The organism is Paenibacillus sp. 8b26, from assembly GCF_050626875.1.
Taxonomy (GTDB): Bacteria; Bacillota; Bacilli; order Paenibacillales; family Paenibacillaceae; genus Paenibacillus.
Window position 1 is genome coordinate 3,865,315 of record NZ_CP192445.1, and the last position, 21,756, is coordinate 3,887,070.

General features: G+C 43.0%; 11 protein-coding genes. 8 read left to right on the forward strand and 3 right to left on the reverse strand.

Going from position 1 to position 21,756, the window contains the following annotated elements; all coding sequences use genetic code 11:
* The first annotated feature begins 28 nt into the window (after positions 1-28).
* The 8 genes from ACQ4MX_RS17860 (at position 29) to metK (ending at position 16,030) form a co-directional block, all read left to right on the forward strand.
* On the forward strand, positions 29-4,048 hold the full coding sequence (locus ACQ4MX_RS17860; RefSeq protein ID WP_431086389.1) for an S-layer homology domain-containing protein: 4,020 nt from the start codon (positions 29-31) through the stop codon (positions 4,046-4,048).
* 354 nt (positions 4,049-4,402) lie between these two features.
* A complete protein-coding gene (locus ACQ4MX_RS17865) occupies positions 4,403-7,540 on the forward strand; it encodes an efflux RND transporter permease subunit (protein WP_431086391.1) in 3,138 nt (1,045 codons plus the stop codon).
* 19 nt (positions 7,541-7,559) lie between these two features.
* A complete protein-coding gene (locus ACQ4MX_RS17870) occupies positions 7,560-8,906 on the forward strand; it encodes an efflux RND transporter periplasmic adaptor subunit (RefSeq protein ID WP_431086394.1) in 1,347 nt (448 codons plus the stop codon).
* A gap of 541 nt (positions 8,907-9,447) precedes the next feature.
* Complete coding sequence (locus tag ACQ4MX_RS17875; protein ID WP_431086396.1) at positions 9,448-11,811, forward strand: copper amine oxidase N-terminal domain-containing protein; 2,364 nt, start codon at positions 9,448-9,450, stop codon at positions 11,809-11,811.
* A gap of 99 nt (positions 11,812-11,910) precedes the next feature.
* On the forward strand, positions 11,911-13,446 hold the full coding sequence (locus ACQ4MX_RS17880; RefSeq protein WP_431086399.1) for a stalk domain-containing protein: 1,536 nt from the start codon (positions 11,911-11,913) through the stop codon (positions 13,444-13,446).
* Positions 13,447-13,502: 56 nt separating this feature from the next.
* Complete coding sequence (locus ACQ4MX_RS17885; RefSeq protein ID WP_431086401.1) at positions 13,503-14,081, forward strand: hypothetical protein; 579 nt, start codon at positions 13,503-13,505, stop codon at positions 14,079-14,081.
* Between the two features lie 126 nt (positions 14,082-14,207).
* A complete protein-coding gene (locus tag ACQ4MX_RS17890; protein WP_149095570.1) occupies positions 14,208-14,498 on the forward strand; it encodes an alpha/beta-type small acid-soluble spore protein in 291 nt (96 codons plus the stop codon).
* Positions 14,499-14,827: 329 nt separating this feature from the next.
* Entirely contained in the window at positions 14,828-16,030 is a 1,203-nt protein-coding gene (metK, locus tag ACQ4MX_RS17895; RefSeq protein ID WP_431086404.1) for a methionine adenosyltransferase, read from the forward strand.
* Positions 16,031-16,154: 124 nt separating this feature from the next.
* On the opposite strand, the gene ACQ4MX_RS17900 is transcribed toward metK, so the two are convergent.
* Genes ACQ4MX_RS17900 through ACQ4MX_RS17910 form a run of 3 tightly spaced genes read right to left on the reverse strand, consistent with a single transcriptional unit; the run spans position 16,155 to position 21,635 of the window.
* Positions 16,155-17,060, reverse strand: coding sequence for a TetR/AcrR family transcriptional regulator (locus ACQ4MX_RS17900; RefSeq protein WP_431086405.1), 906 nt, complete (start codon positions 17,058-17,060; stop codon positions 16,155-16,157).
* A 52-nt stretch (positions 17,061-17,112) separates the two neighbouring features.
* On the reverse strand, positions 17,113-20,229 hold the full coding sequence (locus tag ACQ4MX_RS17905; RefSeq protein ID WP_431086408.1) for an efflux RND transporter permease subunit: 3,117 nt from the start codon (positions 20,227-20,229) through the stop codon (positions 17,113-17,115).
* Positions 20,226-21,635, reverse strand: coding sequence for an efflux RND transporter periplasmic adaptor subunit (locus ACQ4MX_RS17910; RefSeq protein WP_431086411.1), 1,410 nt, complete (start codon positions 21,633-21,635; stop codon positions 20,226-20,228). The genes ACQ4MX_RS17905 and ACQ4MX_RS17910 overlap by 4 nt, the downstream gene beginning before the upstream one ends.
* Between the last annotated feature and the right edge of the window lie 121 nt (positions 21,636-21,756).

The following is a 21,756-nucleotide window of genomic DNA, read 5'->3' on the forward strand; positions in this document are numbered from 1 at the left end:
TGCGACAGAATCAAAGGAGGACAATGATTTGAAACGATTGCTATCCATGTTGCTGACGGTTGGTCTCATCATTGGCTTGGTGCCGGCGGCCCTGGTAGGTACGGCTCATGCTGCGACGGGAACTTATTTTATTTTTCCAAATGAGAAATACGACGCGGATTCAGCCAGAGTGGTGAACACCGACCGTGTTACAGTTAATGGTACGATTAATGGAGTGAACGGAAGCACCATTTCCTATAGTGTATTCCAGCTCTCTAAAAATGGAACGACCTACACCGAGGTTAATAAAAATGAGAGCCAAAAGGGCGGAATTACGGTCACCGGCTCCACGCTTAAAATTACAGACATTAAACTCTTTCCTGGTTTGAACCGAATTACGTTCCAAAGCAGTCAAAATTCGGCTGATATGAAGGATTCTATTTATATTGAGTATCAGGACGGACCCAAGCTCTACGATTTGTCTGCAACGTTAAATGGCGAAACAGAGCAATTGATTGAGAACCAAACAACTGTTTTGACTGATGCAAAGAATAGTGGTACGGATGACGTCAAAGTAGTTATTCAAGGTACAGCGCCCAACGCTGACAATGTAACGCTGACGTCTGCAAAAAGTAGTAACACATATACTGTTAATAGTTACACAGGTTATAAATTAACAGGTAGTGTCGTACTCAGCCCTGGTAAAAACGTAGTGACTATCAAAGTAGGTAATGGCACTCAGGCCCTTACGGTTACACGTGAAATTACAATTTATACAGGAAAACCTGAATTTTCTGATTTGAATTTGAATAAGGATGGCAACGTGTCTACGGATCTGACCACTTCACCAGACTTTACGGTGGCAGACACCAGCGGAATTGTTTTAAAAGGTAAAGTGTTAGTCCCAGGGGGGGCTTCCGATCCAAAGGTGGCTACCATTAATGCACGGTTTATTGATGTAAGCAACAACGGTAGCGCTGTTGGTAGTACCAGCGGTGTAGATGCTACGATTGATACGGCTAATGTGACAACTTCAAATGGCTATAGAGTGTATCCATTTCAGGTGAATGTACCTACAGATGCTGTCATTGATCATGTAACTGGAGCGTTTCTGGGGTTAACTTTTGATGATAGTAGTACACCTCCAGCGGCATATCCTGTGCAATTTACATTGCGCAGCAGCACACAACCTTACATTGATGATGTTAATTACCTTTCCGATTTTAATGTTCCATTGTTGAACAGAATCAATGGGTCTGGATCAGATCAAACGGCAGCTATAGCAGAAGCCCAAAAGTTATCTGGTAATTCTATGAAAAATAAAACCACAGATGCGCCGTCTGTTCCTGTAGGTTTGGAATTTATCGTGGTTAACGGGGCTCCAACTTCGATTAGTGAGCTTTCCGGCGTAACTGTACACGCGGTAGGTTCACCTCAAGATGTGGTTAGGACGATTAATGGTAAGTCAACACAGGTGAAGAAAATTGTTGCTTACATTGACTCCCTGCCTAAAGAGGGCACAAACGTACTGAATTTTTACCTGAATGGAGACTCGACCAAATTGATCAAAGCGACAGTGAATCTGTTGCAGGGTCCATTCATGAAATACGATACAATTTATGACGGACAACAAATTCCGTTGAATACATCTAGCGCAAACTTGAATACCTATAAATTGACCCAATTGGGCTACTTTAAAGGTAAATTGCTCGACGTAAGTAATGCATCAGATATTCATTACACAGGCAGTAACCGAAATGTATTCCTGTATGTAAACAATGTATTGGTTGATCTGGATGGCACAGGAGTGGACTTTAAGCTCGCTTCATCCTCCGAGAATGCGGCAGCTAATGCACTGGCGAATGGGAATAATGAAATCAAGTTTGTATACAAACCGGGTATTGAGTACGCCAATACAGTAAAAGTAAACTTTACACAAACGAATATACCGGTAATTCCTGTTGCAAACACACAAGGTATTATTCCGTTTTCTCCAGTTAGCGGACTAAGCAGTGCGCCGAAATACAGCGAAATTGCACCAAAATCCAAAGATGCTAATTTCAAAAAAGTGGATGACACGAATTACACTACATCCCTGAAAAACATCAATGTTTTTGGTACCTTTAGCATTGCTGATTTGGGAACTGCAAACCAGGTGCCGAGTGCGTTAAGCGACATCACCAATAAAGACCAATATATTCTGGAGATTAAAGGATCTGACGGCAGTGAGGTCAACTGGACTCTTAATAATCAGTTCTACTCAGCCGAAGATGCCAAGACAGTGTACAATTCCGGTTCTACTACGGATAAATTCAACAGCAAAGATTTAAAGGATTTGCTGGTTTATTATCATCCGGATAAGAAGTATTTCAGCTTTGTACTGAAAAACCAAACGATTCCACAAGATGGAACAGCAGTAGCCTACAATATTACCTTGTACAACAGTGGTAAAAGCGGACCATTTGCAACGTTCCGATTGCAAGTATCCGGCCAATCCACATCTTTTGATATTTTGCGTCCACTCCCTGAAAAGAGAATCGTGAATCAAAACTTTGTGCAAGTTGTAGTGAACGCAGGTAATGCAGATAGTGTTATGGTAGGTAAGGAAACAGCGGTTCAAGAGGGATTTGACTCTGACTATGATGGCACCATTGATTATCCTTCAACATACAAAGCCATTGTTACAGGGCTGAAACCTAATAAAGACAATAAAATTGATGTAGTGGTTACGGTAGGTAAGGACAAACAAAAACAAACCATTACCGTGAAATACGTGCCTACTAATATTCCTGGCGAGCAGTTTATGGAAGCCATGAAGACATCACACAAAGTGTTTGATGGTAATCTTACACTTGCTTTTGCCAAGGGGACGAGCCTGATTCGTCGAGATTATGATCAGCCTCAGCAATTCAAAAACCAAGTCTTCTCCGGACACACTTTGTATTTTGCGATAGCGAACAGCGAAGATGGTGTCGTGGACCGACATGAGTTTGAAACTGAAAAGGCATTATCGGACATGCGGAGCTTGATCGCAGATGGAAGTAAATATTTTAATAGAGATTTTCCAGATCGTTATACCAAATCAAGTCCTGTATTCTGGATTGACCCAGGTGTAGCAGATGATATCAAAACAGATGCGTATGATCCTGTAACTTACGGTGCTGATCCATACCAACTGGCCAATAAGTCACAAAACGACAGTAGCAAGATCAAAAACTTCTACTGGCGTGACCCAGCCAATGAACTGGTACCTTCCAAGCGTGCTACATTAACGCTGACGTATGATAGCAGTATCGCTCAGGATGCAGGGAAACAAATGACGGTGTTCTATTTTGATTCTGATCTCAAAGACTGGCAGAACATTGGCGGTGTTGTAGATCCGAAGAAACATACCATTAAAGTACCGTTTGATCGTTTCGGCTACTATGTAGTTGCCAAGGTTGGAGAAACGTATAGTGATGTTATTAAACACAAATACGCGAGAGACTATATCGAGGCCATTTTGGCTAAGGGTGTCATGAATCCGATTGATCCAATTAACAGCTTTGGACCTGACAGCTACATTAAAAGAGGCGAATTTACTACGATGATGGTCAAAGGCTTGCAAATTCCACTTAACTACAGTGGTGCGAAGCATTTTGACGATGTGTCAGTTTCAAATGCAATATCAGCAGATGCCCTTTATGATTATCGCTATATCGAAACGGCTGCACGCGCCGGTATTGTAAAAGGTTCGCAACCGAGAATCTTTATGCCAGAAGATGTCATCACACGTCAAGATGCTGCGGTCATCATTGCCAAAGCATTGAATTTGAAGCTGGAAACAGATCATGACAAGATCATGAAGAATCTGTCTAAAACCTTTAAAGATGCGGACAAGATTGATTACTATGCGCAAGCATCTGTGTTGGCTATTGCCAAGAAGGGCTTTATCACAGGTTCACCTGTTGATGCCAGCGATCCCAAAAAAGGATATATGTTTAATCCTACATCCCTGACCTTGCGTGGTGATGCAGCCATTATTGTAGCTAAAGTTATGGCTGATAAAAAGCTACTTCCTAAAATCTAGATCCTTAAAAAACTGAATTTATCGAACATCCCTCCATGTGAAATTGAAATTCCCTTTCATATACATGAGAGGGATGTTTTTTAAAAATCAGCTATTTGACTGGGATTAAGGGCCTATGCCATAATAACAATGAGCAGAAAATTACAGGTGAGGATCACGCCGTTTTTTTGTTCTGTAATCCTAATGAGAGCCTGTAATTTAAATGCTTTTTTTTAAGTGTTTATCTCAAAATGTGTTTATTATTTTTTTATATGTTTTTTTTGTGCATTTATCTGAAACTTTACGCCTATTTCATCGTAGTAGAGGATTAGTGTGCTTAAATATTACATAGAGAAATGAGTGGGGAGTGATGAGATGTCTCAGTTTTCAATACGCCGTCCTGTAACAGTATTTATGTTAATTATTGCTTTGTTAATCGGGGGCGGTATTTTTGCGTTAAGGCTTCCTGTCGAGCAGATGCCGGATATGAAGCTGCCTATTGCTGTGGTAGCGACTAGTATTCCAAACTCGACACCGACAGAAGTTGAGGAATTGGTGACCAAACCTATTGAAAAGAGTCTGGCTTCTATTGAGAATGTGGATACGATCCAGTCCGAGTCTTCAGAAGGAACATCTATGGTCATAGTTCAATTTAATTGGGGAATAGATATAAATCAGGCAACCCTCGACATGCGAGATAAAATTGATGGGGTTCGAGGCTCTCTTCCAAAGGCCGCAAATTCACCGCGCGTACTTAAATTGGATCTCAACGCAACGCCGGTTATTACGCTCTCTCTTACAGGGGACCAGGATATTAACAAGCTGAAGCCTATTGCGGAAGATATCATTGAGCCGCGTCTTGAAAGAATTTCGGGAGTAGCTTCAGTCAGCATGTCAGGTGGGCAAGAACGGCTTGTGAAGATTACCGTAGATCAGGCCAAGCTTCAAAGCTATGGCATTACGCTGGATCAAATCAGCCAAGCGCTATCGTCTAATAACGTAGCTGGTTCTGCTGGTTCGGTGTACCGAGGTAATACAGAAATCCAACTTCGGGTTCAAGGTGAATACAAAGCTGTTTCAGAAATGGGTGAAACGCCAATTCCAGTAGGGAAGGGAAGCGTTAAGCTAAAGGACATTGCGACAGTTGAAGATTCCTTGGATGAAGTTACAACCATTTCTACCTATAATGGAAAGCCAAGTATCAATATTTCTGTTACTAAAGCTACAGGGGGGAATACCCTTTCAATCGCCAATTCTGTGAAGGATAGTTTAGATTCAATACGGAAGGAATTACCTCCGGGAACTCAACTGGAGATGGTAACAGATGCTTCCAAACCCATTAGCGACTCCGTACACTCATTAATAGAGCATGCTATATTGGGGCTTATTATCGCAGCCATTGTATTGCTGTTATTTTTGAATAGTATACGTTCTACTATTATTGCTTCTATCGTTATTCCAATTTCTTTCGTAGCAACGTTTATGATGATGTATTTCACCGGACAAACTATTAATGTTATTTCACTGAGTGGTTTACTTCTGGGATTAGGATCCTTTGTCGACTTTGCCGTTGTTATTATTGAGAATATTTTTAGGCAGCGACATGAAGGGAAGAGCATGCTACAAGGGGCTATTGATGGCTCCAAGCAGGTGGGTAATGCCGTTATGGCGTCTGCACTTGCGCAGATCGTAGTATTTTTACCAGTTGTTTTTGTTGACGGAATTGCGGGAGTTTTATTTAAACCGCTGGCATTAACTGTTATTTTTTCTCACATTGCAGCTTTGGTGGTTTCTCTTCTGATTGTTCCAATGCTCAGCTCACGTTGGTTACCTACCATACCGGATGAATCAATATACTCTTCAGGTACTTATAAAGGTATTAACCCTATTGTGTGGTTTAATATTGGCTTTGAGAAATTTAAGGGTGGCTATCGACGTGTACTGAAGTGGGGAATTAACCATAGAAAATCTGTTTTAATCATTACATTATTAATGTTTGTGGCAGCAGGGTCTCTGATTCCTATGGTTAAGACTGAATTTTTCCCGGAATCCGATACTGGGGAATTCACAGTTAACGTGAAACTTCCTAATGGAACGGTCTTGGAAGAAACTGAAAAGGTTGTTCAAGATATAGAAAAAGAAATTTTGAAAGTTCCTGATCTGGATAAAATGACAGTGACTGTTGGTTCTGGTGGCAATTCTGCCTTTTCAGGTGCAACTCCAACCAACTCGGCAGATCTAAGCGTAACGCTGAAGGATGGGCATCAGCCAACAGATGTTGTAGTTGAGGGCCTTCGTAAGAAATTTGATAGTATTCCGGATGCAGAGATTACAATGGCGTCTACAACGGGCTTTTCGAGTGGAGCGGCTGTTAACATTAATCTAAAAGGTGACGATATTGACGTCCTGAGAGAACTCTCGGACAATCTCGTTGCGGACGTGAAAAAGATACCAGGTACGGTCAATGTGAAAAGTAGCTTGAGTGCGATTCGCGAAGAGTATGAGATTACCGTTAATCGGGAGCTTGCTACTCGATATGGCTTATCAGCAACTCAAATCTTGTCTGCAGTGAATACTTCTTTTAATGGATCAGTCGCCACAAGCTATCGTACAGGTGAAGATCAGATAGATGTGAAGATATCATTGCCAGAGCAAAATCGTCATGATTTGTCAAATCTACAAGCCTTACGGATTACCACTTCACAAGGTATTGATGTACCTTTGTCTTCAGTAGTAAGTATTGATAAACGGACTGTACCCGATACTGTTAGTCGTGAAGACCAAACGCGTCAAGTACAGATTACTGCCGATATTGACGGAGCAGGGGATATTCTTACCATTAACCAAAAAATAGATGCTCTTTTGAAGAGTACTCACTTCCCCGAAGGCTACAGTGCAGATACGGGTGGTGGACAAAATGAGCAAATGATGGAGTCTTTTACGAACTTGGCGATAGCTATTTTGCTATCTGTCGTGCTCATTTATATGGTTATGGCAGGACAGTTCGAATCTTTGCTTACACCGTTTGTTATTATGTTTTCGATCCCACCTACATTAATAGGTGTGCTTATTGGTTTGGTTGTCACAGGAGCTAGTCTTAGCGTATCGGCTTTAACCGGTTATATTATGCTCGTCGGCTTGGTCGTCAATAATGCCATTGTTATGATTGACTTTATAATTCAGCTCCGAAAAGAAGGCCAAGATCGGGATGAAGCTATTATTCATGGAGCGGCTGAGCGGTTGCGTCCAATTTTAATGACCACGCTGGCTACTGTACTTGCTTTGCTTCCAATGGCATTCGCAACAGGCAGTGGCAATGAAACACAAGCACCTATGGCAGTTGTCGTTGTGTTCGGATTGTCCTTCGCTGCTGTTATTACATTGATTCTTATTCCGGTAGTCTACGTCATGATGGATAATATGATACAAAAACGTAAGAATCGGAAATTGAAAAGACAAGCGAAGAGAGAATTGAAAAAAGAAGCGAAACTACAAAAAAGCGTTCATATATAAGGTGAGGTGGAGAAACATAATGAATAAAAAAAGTGCTCTGATTGCTACAACTTTGCTTTTATCAGTTGCATTAGCGGGTTGCGGTGGGGGGGAGGCCCCTGCCGCACCAACTACGGCGCAGCAAGCCATTCCGGTCCAAGTAGCAAAAGTGGTCAAAGGTAGTATTAACGATTCAACAGGTATTATTGGAAGCTTTGCTCCCAAAGAGACGGCCCAGGTATCTCCAAAAATTAGTGGTAAGATTCAAAGTATTAATCTTACAGTGGGGCAAAAAGTAAGCAAAGGCGACACACTATTTACTATAGATCAAAAGGATTTACAGGACGCGATTAAGCAATCCCAGGAATCGTACCAAGTTGCCTTGGCCAATTTAAAGCAGGCTGAGTCTGGCGCAGCGCAATCGGTGCAGCAGGCAGAATCCAGCGTGGATCAAGCCAAAAGTGCGCTTGTCCAGCAAGACAACACCATCACCCAAGCTCAGACCAGTCTGGTAGATGCTCAGAGTTCCGTGCGTGATGCTCAAAATACGCTCAATCGCAACCAACAGTTGTTTAGTGCGGGCGCTCTATCTCAATCCGAGTTAGAGCAGTCTCAAATAGCGCATAGAAGGGCTTTAACTGCGGTGGAGAATGCACAGATTACACTTCACAATGCACAAACATCCAAGGAAAGTGCGCAAACAACATATAATAATGCTCAGAAATCATTACGTCTTGCTCAACAGAAAACGGGTATTGACGTAGCACGAGCTTCTGTGAATCAGGCTAAGTCTAGTTTAGACACAGCACGTAGTCAACTGGTGGATGCTGTAGTCAAAGCTCCAATTTCCGGCACGATATCGGTAGTAACAGGAACCCAGGGACAAATGGTTAGTGCACAATCAGCAGTTGCTACAATAGCGAATACCAATCCTATTATTGCTAAAGTCAACGTTTCTGAGTCTGAGCTTCTTAAGTTGCAGGTGGGTTCATCTGTGACTGTAGGTGTGGACTCGTTAGATAAGCGAATTGAGGCCAGAGTATCGGCCGTCAATCCGGTAATGGATAATGATCTCAAGGCATATCCTGTCGAGATTTCGGTTCCTAATGGTTCAGGTGAATTAAAATCAGGGATGGTTGTGACTGTTTACATGAAATCAGAAGCTCCTAAAAACATTTTGGTATCGCAGGATGCCATTACGGAGCAGGCAGGGAAAAAGTACGCTTATGTAGTGGAAGGAACAGTGGCTAAGCGGGTAGAGGTGCAGACAGGCCAGGAAAGTGCCAAACAGGTTGAGGTAACCAAGGGGCTTGCTGAAGGACAAAATGTTGTCGTTAAGGGAGTTAGTCTGCTTACGGATGGCGCGAAGATTAATGTAGTGAAGTAATTTGTCTCGGCTATATTTACAGTAAATCACTGTTACTCCGTCATTCCTACTACTTAAAGTGTATTAGAGTATTAGATTTCAAGGGAATCTATAGTCTTTATGTACTTTATATATTCTATGGGTAATTCTTAACGAATATACTCCATTAAAGACTGACTTAAATGTACGGAAATAATCCTTGTACATTTAAGGCTGAGAAGGTAAAAGTTGTAGGATGACGGAGGAACAGGTTCAATAGTATAATTATGACTGTGGGAAGCGGAATACATATTCAAAAAAAATATTTTTTTTTTTGAAACGGACGCAACTTTTTGAACCCATGCTACGTCTAATTGGGTGAGTATGAAACAAAGGGGTACAAAAGCGTAAAGACATAATTCGCTAAAAAAATTCTTTACGACATTGTCATCACATTGTATAATACTGGAGTACGTCATAAATGGACGCTTTCTTTCAACTAGATTCCAAGCTTCTGTGATATTGTCACAGATATCATTTTATAAGGGTTCTCATAAAGCTCGGAAAGGAGGTGTAACGACTGATGAGTGACAAGATCCGACAAAAAGACAAAAATAATATTTCTGGTTATATTCAAGGAGGAGAAAAAAAGGTTATGACAAAGTTTAATAAAAAAATGATCAACGTGCTGGCAACAGCAACATTGGTTGCTGGTGTTGCAGCTCCAATCGCAGCACTGACTGCACCAACTGCAGTTCATGCATCTTCTAGCTATACTGCACTGAGCACTCCAAGTATCAACTCAGACCAACAAAATAATGCTGTTTTGGGTAGAGCGAAAGTAAGTATTAGCCAAGCTTCTATTGCTAGCGGTGCTTCTTTCACTATTACTCTGCCTAAAGGCTTTGATTTTGGTAAATCTGGAGATCTTCAGGTTGGCCGTGCTACTTCTGCTACTGACGCTACTTATGGCTTGGGTGTATATCTTGATGCACAAGATAACGCTTTGGATAAAAACGCTGCAGCTACTGGCTATAATGATGCTACTGCAATTAAAGTTGAGAAATTGACTGATAACTCTGCAAAAGTAACACTGAATTTTGATAACTCCAAAGATTCCGCTGATGTATATCTGAACTTTGCTAACATCAATGTAAGTGGACCTAGCAATGGGCCTGTAAAAGCTACAATTGATGCTTCTTCCCTGAGTGGTTTGACTAGCGGCGAAGTTACAATTGCAAACGTAGTATCTTCTGGTCAAGTATCTTTGTCTGCTGCGGACACTGTTTCTAACACAGACAACTTCACTGCAACATTGAAAGTTAAAGAACAAACAGCAGGTGCTTTGGCTAACAACAATAACATCAAACTGAAATTGCCTAGCGGTTTTAAATGGAACGCTTCAGGAACTGCTAGCATTCTCTTTGGTGATATCGCATCTGGTGATGTAGTTTCTAAAGTTGATGGAGACACTCTGACTTTGTCTTTGAAAACAAAAAGTAGCAAAGAAACAACATTTAACCTGCCTTTGAGCTTCTACGTTGACGATGAAACTAACGCTAAAGAAGGCGATGTTACTGCTAGTATCTCCGGTAACACAACTACTGACGTTAGCTCTCTCGTAGTTGGTAACTATGGTCAAATCGGTGGCGGTGTTTCCGTAGCTTCTCCAACAACAATTCTTGCTGGTCATGACGAGCAAAAAATTGGCGATATCGTAATTAAAGAAAAGGTTGCTGGTTCTTTTGTTAACAACCGTACTGTAACATTGCGTTTGCCTGAAGGTGCTCGTTGGCAGTCTACTTTCGAAAGTAACACTCCAGGAAGCAACTTCTCCGGATCTTTCGAAAACACTAACGGATTGGGCGGAGCAGACGTATCTTATACAGATTCCGACAAACGTACTTTGAGATTGACTTTCAAAAACGTTAACAGCTCTAAAGATCCAGGTACTTTGAAGCTGAAAAACGTTGAAGTTGCTACACAACCAGGTTTCTCCGGCGATCTGAACGTTGATGTTGCTGGTAGCCAAGGTTTGAGTGGTAGTGTTAAGGTTGCAACTGTGAAGCAAGCTGTTACTTTGGCTGCTGCATCGAAACCAACCCTGACAATCGGTCTGGGCGACCAACAAGTTGGCGACATCACAATTACTGAAGCAGCTAAAGAAGCTTTCGTTAAGAAAGATGGTAGCCGTGAAGTAATCTTGGAATTGCCAACAGGCGTACGCTTTGCTGCTACTCCAGAAGTGAAAGTTACAGCTGGTGACGTTAAAGTGAAGAGCGTATCTACTGATACTTACGGCGAAAGCAACAAAGGCCGTCTGAGCTTCTACATCGATAGCGAAAGTGCTACTCCAAGTACAATCACAATCTCGGCTCCTAAGCTGACTGTTGACCGTACTGTAGCTCAAGGCGATATCGTTGCTAAGCTGAAAGGTAGCGCAGTTTCTTACACTGCATACAAAGGCGCATCTGACAACACTCAAAACTGGAAAGATAACAACACTGCAGCTGCTGAAACAGCAATCGCAACTGTTGGAACTCCAGCTCCAGGTGCTACTAAATCTAAAGCTGTATTCACACTGGGAAGCACTGCTTACACAGTGAACGGCGAATCTAAAACAGCTGATGTAGCTGCTTATGCTGAAAACGGACGCACTTACTTGCCAGTACGTTATGCAGCTGAAGCTCTGGGTGTATCCCCACAAAACATCCTGTTTGACAAAGCAACTTCCACAGTTACCCTGATTAAAGGTGACCGCGTTGCTCAAATCAAACTGAACACTAACCTGTTGACTATTAACGGTTCTGTGGTTCGTATGGACGTTAAAGCTGTAACTAACAAAAACCGTACTGTACTGCCTATCTTCTGGGTGAGCAGAGCGCTGGATGCATCCATCAACTATGATGCAACTGCGAAAACAGTAACTGTTGAAAACAACAACTAATTTAAGAGCAACTCTTTTGAGTTAACTGAATTAGATGAGAAGAGGGTTCCTTTTGGAGCCCTTTTCTTTTATTAGTCATATTGACAAAGGAGAGAAATTATGAAACGTTTTGGAGTGGCGGTACTTTCTACATTGGTTCTTTCTTCTGCATTTGCCAATCTTGCGGGAGCTCAAGCAGGTGATATAAAAGTTATTATTAACGGTGTAACCCAGCAATATACGCAAGCTCCTGTTGTTAGTCAAAATACAACCTTGGTACCTCTTCGTGGAGTTTTCGAAAGTTTGGGAGCGCAAGTGGATTGGGATAGCAAAGCTAAAAAAGTAACGGCATCTAAAAATGAGGATACATTGACTTTGAATGTGGGTTCTAAGCTTGCATATAAAAATAGTGCTCCTGTACAACTGGATGCAGCTACTCAAATCCAGAAGGGTCAAGTACTCGTTCCTTTACGCTTTGTGAGCCAATCATTAGGCGCCAAAGTAAATTGGAATAAGACTACACGAACAGTGACCATTTCAAATCAAGTAGATGGAAGTACTACTGGTGAAACCAATAGTTTGTCCAGTAAACCTTTCACAGCTCCTGTGACTAAAGTTACTTATGATACCTACTATAATGATTCTTTGACCTATGATGATGCAGTTAAACTAGCTGTAGCTGATAGTACTTCAGTTAAAACAGCGGAAACTAATATTGATCAATCTGGTAAAATTATGAAAGAGACAGGAAAGAATATTGATTTTGTTCCTGCAGAAGCCGGTGATGAAGGACAAGATAAAGCTTTTAAAGGATATGCTCAAACCAACCTTAACTACGAGGCTGCAAAAAAGAATTTGGACATGACTAAGGAAGGTATTCAATACAACGTGAAGGATCTTTATAACAAGCTTCTTCAAAAGCAAAATGCCGTTAAGCTGGCTGCTTTGAATATTGAAGATGCTGAGCGCAAGCTTAAAGTTGCACAAATTAAAAGAGATAATCAAATGTCAAGTGACTATGAGGTGACACAAGCAACCAATCAGTTAACTCAGAATCAAGCTGCTTTAGAAAAGGCTAAAAAAGATCTGGATAGTGCTTATGTATCACTGAATCAAGTGATTGGCTACAAACCAGAGCAACGTTATGAATTGAAGGATAAGCCTGTCTATTCTGAATTTAAAGATAATGTGGAAACTAAGGTGAGCCAAGTACTTACTAGCAGCACTGCTATTTGGTTAAGTGAACAAAAAGTAGATTTAGCTGAATTGAGCTTGAAGCTCTACAATTTTAGTACACCAGGAAATACAACATACGAGGCTGAACAGCTTAATGTAGAGAAGGCTCAGTATGCTACAGAGGGCACGAAGAGACAGCTTGAAGAAGCTGTAAGAACGCTTTACAACAACATTAAAGGATTGGAAAGTCAATATTCTCAAATTCAAGCTGGCTTGGTAAGCGCTAGAAGTGCAGCCGATATGGCTAAAAAGCAATTTGATGTTGGCTTGGCTACTGAGCTTCAGGTTTATGAGGCTAATCTGAAAGTGACTACTGCTGAACAGCAAGCTGAAGATTTAGTTACAAGTATTGATACATTGAAGATGGCTTATGATAAACCGTGGGTTATGCAAGGTGCTTCTTCTGGAGCAAGCCAATAATACTACGAATACAAAAGTATTTTCACAATGCATTAACCTGCTGTAGGAGGATTTACATGAAATCACGCTACAAAGTATCGCTGGCAGCAGTTTTGCTTGGAGGAGGGATAGTTGCAGGCTCCTTAATGAATAACTCGGTTAATGGAGCCTCTAGCTCTGGGCAACCGGGAACAGCTGACGATCCAGTTGTAACCAAAAGCTATGTTGATCAAAAAATTGCTCAGGCTCTCAAAGGTGGAACGACAACCAATACCAGTAAGACAACTAGTTCAGCAGCTTCTTCTACCACAAACGCTACTTCTAACGCCACGAAATCTGGAGCTTCTAGCTCAGGCGAAGCTTCCACAGCTGTGGAACAGACTGAGGAATTGAAGGTGGTTGATGTAAAGCCTGGTCAAAAGCTGATTGCCAAAGCTGGATCGGAATTTATTTTACGTAACGGGTATGCTGTTGTTTATAGCATGGATGCCAGTGGAGCTATTGATATCACTTCCGGAACGGAAATTGTTCATAATCAAGCCGTTGAGAAAAATCATTTACTATCCTTTCCTAGAGAAGGAAGAGGTATTCAGGTAAAAGAAGGCCAGAAGTTTGGCCTGGTCGTCATGGTACGTGGCGGTTACACTATCCAATAGGTTGTATGCTGGAATGTTCTTTTTCGTAAATACTGCTTGGGATAGCAAATTGTTCTTGGCTAATCTGGCTCCAAACGCTGCACACTAACCTCATGAAAGAAAATACAATTGATGGAGGTGTGTACGATGGCGTCAAGAGGTCAGAGACGATTGATTCCCGAAAGCCGTGCCAGATTACATGATTTGAAGTATGAAATTGCTGCTGAGTTTGGGCTTCCTGTTTATAATCCCCAATATGCACATGTAATTCCTAGTGCAGACAGTGAGTTTGCTGCTGAGTTGGGCGAATTTAAAGGAAGCGCAAATGTGGAGTGGCGGGATTTGACTTCAAGACAGAATGGCTCTGTGGGCGGCGAAATTACCAAGCGATTGGTACAATCTGCCGAACGCAGCTTGTCTGAATTTGGTACCTTGTAAACTGCAATAATTTTACTGATTTTGAGGTGCAGTTGTTATAAAAAAGGGCTATTTTCATTTGGAACAGAAATTAGTTCTTATCCATTTGCTTTTGCTTCGCCTTTTGTAATTGGGCGATATGAATTGACACCTCGTTTTAAATAGGATATCATGGCATTTGAGGCTTGTACGCAACCTTTTCCTACCGGAAAAGGTTCATTTTTTGTTAATCAGGTATAGAAGTCATTTTCTGTCACATGTTGACGTGAGAGTGTCTGAATAATGCCATTGCCATGTCAGGATTTTATATATAAATCCTCATGTATTTTAATTGTAGGAGGTTGAAATTCATGTCTGTAAAAGGCCGTCATTTGTTTACGTCTGAGTCCGTAACAGAAGGTCATCCGGATAAAATCTGTGATCAGATTTCTGACGCCGTATTGGACGCCTTTTTGGCTAATGACCCTAATGCACGGGTAGCGTGTGAAGTATCGGTAGCTACTGGTCTTGTTCTCGTCATTGGTGAAATCAGCTCCAAATCGGAATACGTGGATATTCCATCCATTGTACGCAATACGATTAAGGAAATTGGCTATACACGTGCGAAATACGGCTTTGATTATAATACTTGCGCTGTATTGACTTCTTTGAATGAACAATCGCCGGACATCGCTCAAGGGGTTAACGCTGCCCTGGAAAGCCGTGATCCTGCTGAAGTAGATAAAGAAACGGAAAACATTGGTGCAGGCGATCAAGGGCTGATGTTTGGTTTTGCCACAAATGAAACACCTGAGCTGATGCCGTTGCCAATCGCGATGTCTCACCGTATTGCACGTCGTTTAGCTGAAGTGCGCAAGGATGGAACACTAAAATACCTTCGCCCGGATGGTAAAACGCAAGTAACGGTAGAGTATGAAAATGGCAAACCAGTTCGTATTGATGCCATTGTAGTTTCTACACAGCATGCAGAAGATACTACATTAGAGCAAATTCAGGCAGACATCAAGGAAAAGGTTATTTTGCCAGTTGTTCCTGCGGAATTGCTGGACGAGCAAACCAAGTATTACATTAATCCTACAGGGCGTTTTGTTATTGGCGGACCTCAAGGGGATGCAGGTTTGACAGGCCGCAAAATTATTGTTGATACGTATGGCGGTTATGCACGTCATGGCGGGGGAGCATTCTCGGGTAAGGATCCGACCAAAGTAGACCGTTCCGCTGCTTACGCTGCCCGTTATGTAGCGAAAAACCTTGTTGCAGCCGGATTGGCAGATAAAGTAGAAATTCAGCTTGCCTATGCTATTGGTGTAGCTACGCCGGTTTCGATTAGCGTCGATACATACGGTACGGGTAAAGTAAGCGATGAGAAAATCGTTGAACTGATTCGTAACAATTTTGATCTTCGCCCAACAGGTATCATTCGAATGCTAAACCTGCGTCGTCCAATCTACAAGCAAACGGCTGCTTACGGTCACTTTGGCCGTACAGATCTGGATGTGCCATGGGAGAGCATAGACAAAGCTGAAGCTCTGAGATCGCAAGCAGGTCTATAATTTCTCATATGTTATCAAATACAAGCTATAACCCAAAAAAGACTGTCTCATGATTTACATGAGCAGTCTTTTTTGATGTGTCTTACAAGTTAAGTTGAAAATTGCTGTGATGTATTGCTAACTTCTACTCCGTTGGGGGTGCAAGATTCAACAGCTTTTTGAGCAAACGACAGACCTTTTGCAGATCCTTACGCTGTTCTAAATATGAAAACAGAGCTTTTAAAAGACCCGTTTGGGGATTCGCCTTCAAAGCTTCTTCTTTTAATAAGGCGGCAATTTGCAGGTACTCCTGTTTTTCTTCCTTTGAACTCCATGAAGACAGCAGTATACTGTCTTCCAGAGAGTGGAGAAGGCCGTTAATCTGGCGGCCTTGATCAAAGGGATTGCTTAGAGTACTTTCAGGTAACCAGCCCTGCCTGCTCCAGAACAAATGAGGGGCGGATTCACCGCTATTCAGGTTGGCTACCAAGGAACGGGATAAGAAAATGATGAATTGCACAAGCTGCTCAACCGTTTCATCATTCATCCGATCCGCAAAGAAGCGAATGTATTCAAATACAACACTCTTGAGCACAAAGGTTATATCCCAAGCGTGATCTTCAATCTCTGGTCCAAAAACGTCAATCATGCAGTCACGTACCCATTTGTACAGCTTGTATTCATGTTGCTCGAAGGCGCCATTGAGTTGCTCATTTTGAAAAATAAGCATGGACGGCTCAGGAAGATCCATCATGAGATACACTTTGTTTTCAACGAGGTTTTTCAAATAAAGAACGGCAAAACCGTGCAACTTAGCTTCTTTAGTAAGGTCAGGCTTGCTGTAAAGTGCCCGGATGTCTTGTTCAATGTTATTCTCCAGAATGATACACATTTCCAAAGGCAGCTCTTCTTTTCCTTGAAAATATTTATAAAAGGATGCCTTCGCCATCCCGCTTTCTTTGGCGATCTCTTCAACAGATGTTGAATAGTAGCCTTTTCTGGAGAACAGCCGAATGGCTGCCTGTAAAATATCATTTTTTTTGCTTTCCATACATACTTCCCCCTAGGGTTCAATCCGACAGTGTGTACTTCTCAGCATGCAACTACAAAGGTTGATCGTGTGTGATAACCGTGTGCTGCTGTTTTTTGAGTTGACGGCGCATTTTGTACTTGGCCATGATCATATACAATGACGGCACTACAAACAGGGTTAACAACGTCGAGAATAACAATCCGAAAATGACGGTAAACGCCAGTGGCTTAAAGAGCAGGCTACCCAGTAGGGCTAACGGAATCATACCTACAATTGCAGCCAGAGAAGTCAATAAGATAGGTCTGAAACGGGCAGCGGCTGCTTGTATCACAGCTTCCTTCAGTTCCATTCCCTCATGCCGGGCATCCTCGATGAACTCGATTAACACAATTCCGTTTCGCACTACAATTCCCGCCAGTGCGATAATTCCCATGATGCTCATAAACCCGATAGGCATACCTGTCAGAAAAATACCGATAATTCCACCTGCTGCTGCCAGGTACACTGTCGTCATAATAATAATAGGAATGGAAAGAGAATAAAATTGCATGGTGATCAAGAGTAAAATGAGCAAGACCACAACAATTGCCAGCTTTCCTAAATCCCCGAATATGGTAGACTGATCGGAGGTTTCTCCGCCCACCTCCCATTTGTAGCCCTCAGGGAACTTCATTTGTGCCAGTTTACTTTCAACATCTACCATCGCTTCGCTAGCCGTTTTTCCATTCAGATCGGCTTCTACCGTAATCGTCCGTTCCATATTGTAATGCTTGATTTGCTGAATAGCAAATGTAGGCTTGATCTGTACGAGCTGGTTTAATGGAATCTGCTCACCAGCAGTATTTATTACACTTAATTGTTGGAAAAGCGTGCTTGGCTCCTCGTCAGTATGATTCAAATACAGTTTGATATCTACCAGACCGTTTCCCGTATCAAATTGGCTAACTTGGGCTCCTTCTTTTAATAGAAGAAGTGTACGGGTCAAATCAGTGTAGCTTACGAGGTACTGATCCATGGCCTGCTTGTTGACCTCAAGTTCCAGCGCATATCGCTCAATCCCTATATCATCCACGATCCCCGTTGTTCCATTTACTGTGGCGATCTGTTCCTTTGCTTTTTGGGCAAGGGTTTGCAGCTCATTCAGGTCCTGGCCTGAAATACGGATAGAGACGGGCTTACCCACAGGGATTCCCAGACGGGGAACATACATCGTAACCGTAACTCCAGGGTAGGCCTTTTTAAGGTGCTGTTCCCAGGCATCGACTGTCGTATTGAGATCAAATACATCCTCTTTGCCGATAACAGCGATCTGACCGACAATCTCGTTGTCGCTACTATCACCGCCGCCGCTGTTAATGTCACTAAACAATTGCGGAGCTGTTCCTCCAGCGCTATAGGTTACGTTAGAGGTTTCGGGTTGTTTTCTTACCCAAGCTGCAATGTCTTTGACTACCTGGTCTGTTTCTGCGATCGAAGTGCCCACAGGCATTTTTACATTTAATGCGACGTGAGGATCTTCCGATTCTGGAAACAATTCAACCCTTGTGAAAGCGACCAGTCCATATGCAGCCGTCCCGAGCATGAGTCCAACCATTGCGGTCAGCAAAGGACGCTGAATTACTTTGGGCATTAACTTTTGTGAATAGAGCTTATTTAAAGATTGAATCTGATGACCTAACAAGCCAGGTGGTTTAGGTTTTCCCTGAGGGTGACGAGCCTGTCTGCGTTTCTCATACCATTCTCGAAAAATAGGAATGATGGTGAGCGACATGATCATAGAGGCAAGCATAGTCAGGGAAACAATGGCTGGAATCGGTTTAATAAATGCACCTACATTCCCTGGAAGAAATAATAGTGGAGCGAAGGCTGAGATGGTAGCCAGTGTGGCAACCAAAATGGAAAGCATCACCTCTTTGGTGCCTTTTACTGCCGCAACGGAGGGAGATTCGCCTAATTCCGTAAGTCTGCGCTCGATATTGTCATTTACGACTACCGCGTCATCGACGAGTATACCAAGTACGATAATCAGGCCGACAACGGAAATTTGATTGAGTGTAATGCCGAACATGGGCAAAAAGATAATGGCGATCGAAACCGAAATAGGAATCGCCAGCGCGACAAAAGCAGAGGTTAGCAAATTCAAGCCCAGCATACAAACGAGAATAACGGCCGTAATCGCGAGAATCGTTTCACGTTTTAAATCGTCGAAGATATGAGTTACCTGATCTTTTTGTGCAAAAAGAGTTTCAAAGTGAACGCCTGCGGGGAGTGTCTTTTCCAGCTCTTTCAGCTTGGTATTAACCTTCTCGCTCATCGACGGGATATCGGTGCCTGTTTCTGCTCCAATGCTTAGTGTAATGGCTGGTTTACCATCTATGTAAGCAAAGTAGCCTGCTTTGGAATGTGCCAGCTCAGTCGTACCCACATCTCGTAGGTAAACAGGGTTCCCTTCCTTGGTGCGTGTCAGAATGACTTGCTCTAACTCGTTGGCTTTTTCTGTTTCCCGGACAATGAGCTGATAGGTGCGCCCGTTGTATTCAATATCCCCGGTGGGGACCCGGTCAATCTGAGACTGGATCGCCTGCGCAACTTGCCCCCAGGACAGTTGGTATTGCTGAAGCTTCTGATTGTCGATATGGACTCGTACCTCTTGATCAGGAAGACCTCTGAATTTGACACTGGATACGCCAGATATGGTATTGAGCTGGTCTTTCCAGCTTGTAGTCATATCATTGAGTTGATACAGCGGTGCGACAGAGTCAGCGATCAAGGCATAGGAGCCGATAAACGAGCTTGTTAGCTTATCATTCACAACTGGTGTTTCAGCGCCATCAGGGAGATCGGCCTGTGCATCCTGCACCTTTTTACGCATATTGTCCCAAACCGTTTGGGGATCAGCTCCATCTTTGGATTCGATTAAAATAGAGGAGAATCCGTTACCAGAAGTCGAATTAATCGTTTTAACGCCTTCCACTTCCTTGATGCGTTTCTCCAACTCTTTGGTTACAGTTTGTTCTACTTTTTGTGGTGAAGCACCAGGATAGACTGTTGTTACCATAGCATTCTGTATTGTGACATCCGGCATCTCCTGCTGCGGTAACTGGAAAAAACCGAAGATTCCGACTAAAATCAGCATGACAAAAAACAGTAACGTAATTTTTCGTTTTTTTACGATATACTCAATCATGGGCGTCCGCCTTCCTCCGACTGAATCGCATTCCCATCAAACAGGGTTTCTGCCCCTTTAATGACAATGCGTTCGCCTTCACGAAGGCCGGATACAATTTGAAGCTGATTTTCTACGACCTGATTGCCAAGCTCCACTGGAGTTTTAACAGCTTTTCCTTGGACATCTTTGAAAATAAAAGGCTTGCTTCCCGTGTTAATGACCGCTTCGGCCGGAATGAGAATGCCATTCTTGTCTGTCACCTGATGAGCAGCTTTAATGACCTGACCGGGTAACCAGTTTCTTTGCGGATTGGAAATGACAATCTCTACATTAACCCTACCTGTATTGGTACTCGTTGACGGATAAACGTTGGATACTGTGCCTTGACGCGTTTCCTCGTACAACATGACACTGACCTGTTGTCCCTTCTTCCAATCCCTGATTTCACTGTCCGGTACCGGAAGCAGAACCTTGAGTCGATCAATGGAGCCTATGCGATAGACTGCTTGGCCTGAAGCGACTAAATCACCTGTATTCACGATCTTATCTAAAATGACGCCGTTCACAGGAGAGATTAGACGGGTGCGTGAAAGTGCAAGTTCTGCCTGACTCTTGGCGACAAGTGCCTTTTCGTAATTGGCACTGGCTTGTTTTTTGGAAGCCGCAGCCTGTTCACTGGCTGCAAAGGCTTTGGATCTTCCAGCAAGCGCATCTTGAAAGGAAGCCTGAGCGGATTGGTGGTCTTCTGTCGTTGCTCCTTCCAGCAGGAGGGAAAGGGAGTCTTTGGCCTGTTCCAGATCTTTCAGGGCTGCGGTAGCGTTCAGACGGGCACTTTCGTTGTCCGACGCGGTGGCTGCACCTGCTTCAAATAGCTTTTGTGTGCGCTCGCTATCTGTCTTGGCCTTGGTATAAGCGCTTTGGGCCTTATCCACAGTGGCTTGGGCTTGCTGTTTCTCTTGGGCACGCGCCCCCTTGTTGACCTTGCTGACATTCGCGCCCGCGCTCGCAATGCCTGCATCGGCGGATTGGATTGCGGAGGCAGCGGCTTGAAGGTTAGCCTGGGCGTTATCTATACCTGCCTGAGCCTCTTGAATCGAGGCTGCTGCCTGCTCAACCTGAAGCTTGTAGTCAGCGTCATCCAAACGAGCAATAACGGCGCCCTTCTGTACAGCAGTGCCGACAGAGAGAGAGGCACTGGCTACGGTGCCTCCATTTTGAAAAGCCAGTGTGTTTTCCTCATAAGCCTGAAGCGTGCCTGACAAGTTATAGGCAGTATGGAGCGGAGAGGATTTGACGATTGCGGTACGCACAGCGACTGGCTGTGCAGCAGAGCTTAGAGCGGCATCCTCCTTCCCGGCAGAACATCCAGCGATCGCGATGCTCAGGGATAGGGTAAGTATGATGATTGTTCGTTGTTTATTCATGATTATCAATCCTCCCGATGGGTGCATAACATTAGGTTTGAACTAGTTAGTATTATTTGAACTTATAAGTTCATGTGTATTATAGTGTGCTGATTATGCATTCGTCAATTTATAGTTTGTG

Excerpts from the sequence above, each read along its gene's own strand:
- ACQ4MX_RS17865 (WP_431086391.1), top strand. The coding sequence starts at position 4,403 with ATGTCTCAGTTTTCAATACGCCGTCCTGTAACAGTATTTATGTTAATT.
- ACQ4MX_RS17870 (WP_431086394.1), top strand. The coding sequence starts at position 7,560 with ATGAATAAAAAAAGTGCTCTGATTGCTACAACTTTGCTTTTATCAGTT.
- ACQ4MX_RS17875 (WP_431086396.1), top strand. The coding sequence starts at position 9,448 with ATGAGTGACAAGATCCGACAAAAAGACAAAAATAATATTTCTGGTTAT.
- ACQ4MX_RS17880 (WP_431086399.1), top strand. The coding sequence starts at position 11,911 with ATGAAACGTTTTGGAGTGGCGGTACTTTCTACATTGGTTCTTTCTTCT.
- ACQ4MX_RS17885 (WP_431086401.1), top strand. The coding sequence starts at position 13,503 with ATGAAATCACGCTACAAAGTATCGCTGGCAGCAGTTTTGCTTGGAGGA.
- ACQ4MX_RS17890 (WP_149095570.1), top strand. The coding sequence starts at position 14,208 with ATGGCGTCAAGAGGTCAGAGACGATTGATTCCCGAAAGCCGTGCCAGA.
- metK (WP_431086404.1), top strand. The coding sequence starts at position 14,828 with ATGTCTGTAAAAGGCCGTCATTTGTTTACGTCTGAGTCCGTAACAGAA.
- ACQ4MX_RS17900 (WP_431086405.1), bottom strand. The coding sequence starts at position 17,060 with ATGGAAAGCAAAAAAAATGATATTTTACAGGCAGCCATTCGGCTGTTC.
- ACQ4MX_RS17905 (WP_431086408.1), bottom strand. The coding sequence starts at position 20,229 with ATGATTGAGTATATCGTAAAAAAACGAAAAATTACGTTACTGTTTTTT.
- ACQ4MX_RS17910 (WP_431086411.1), bottom strand. The coding sequence starts at position 21,635 with ATGAATAAACAACGAACAATCATCATACTTACCCTATCCCTGAGCATC.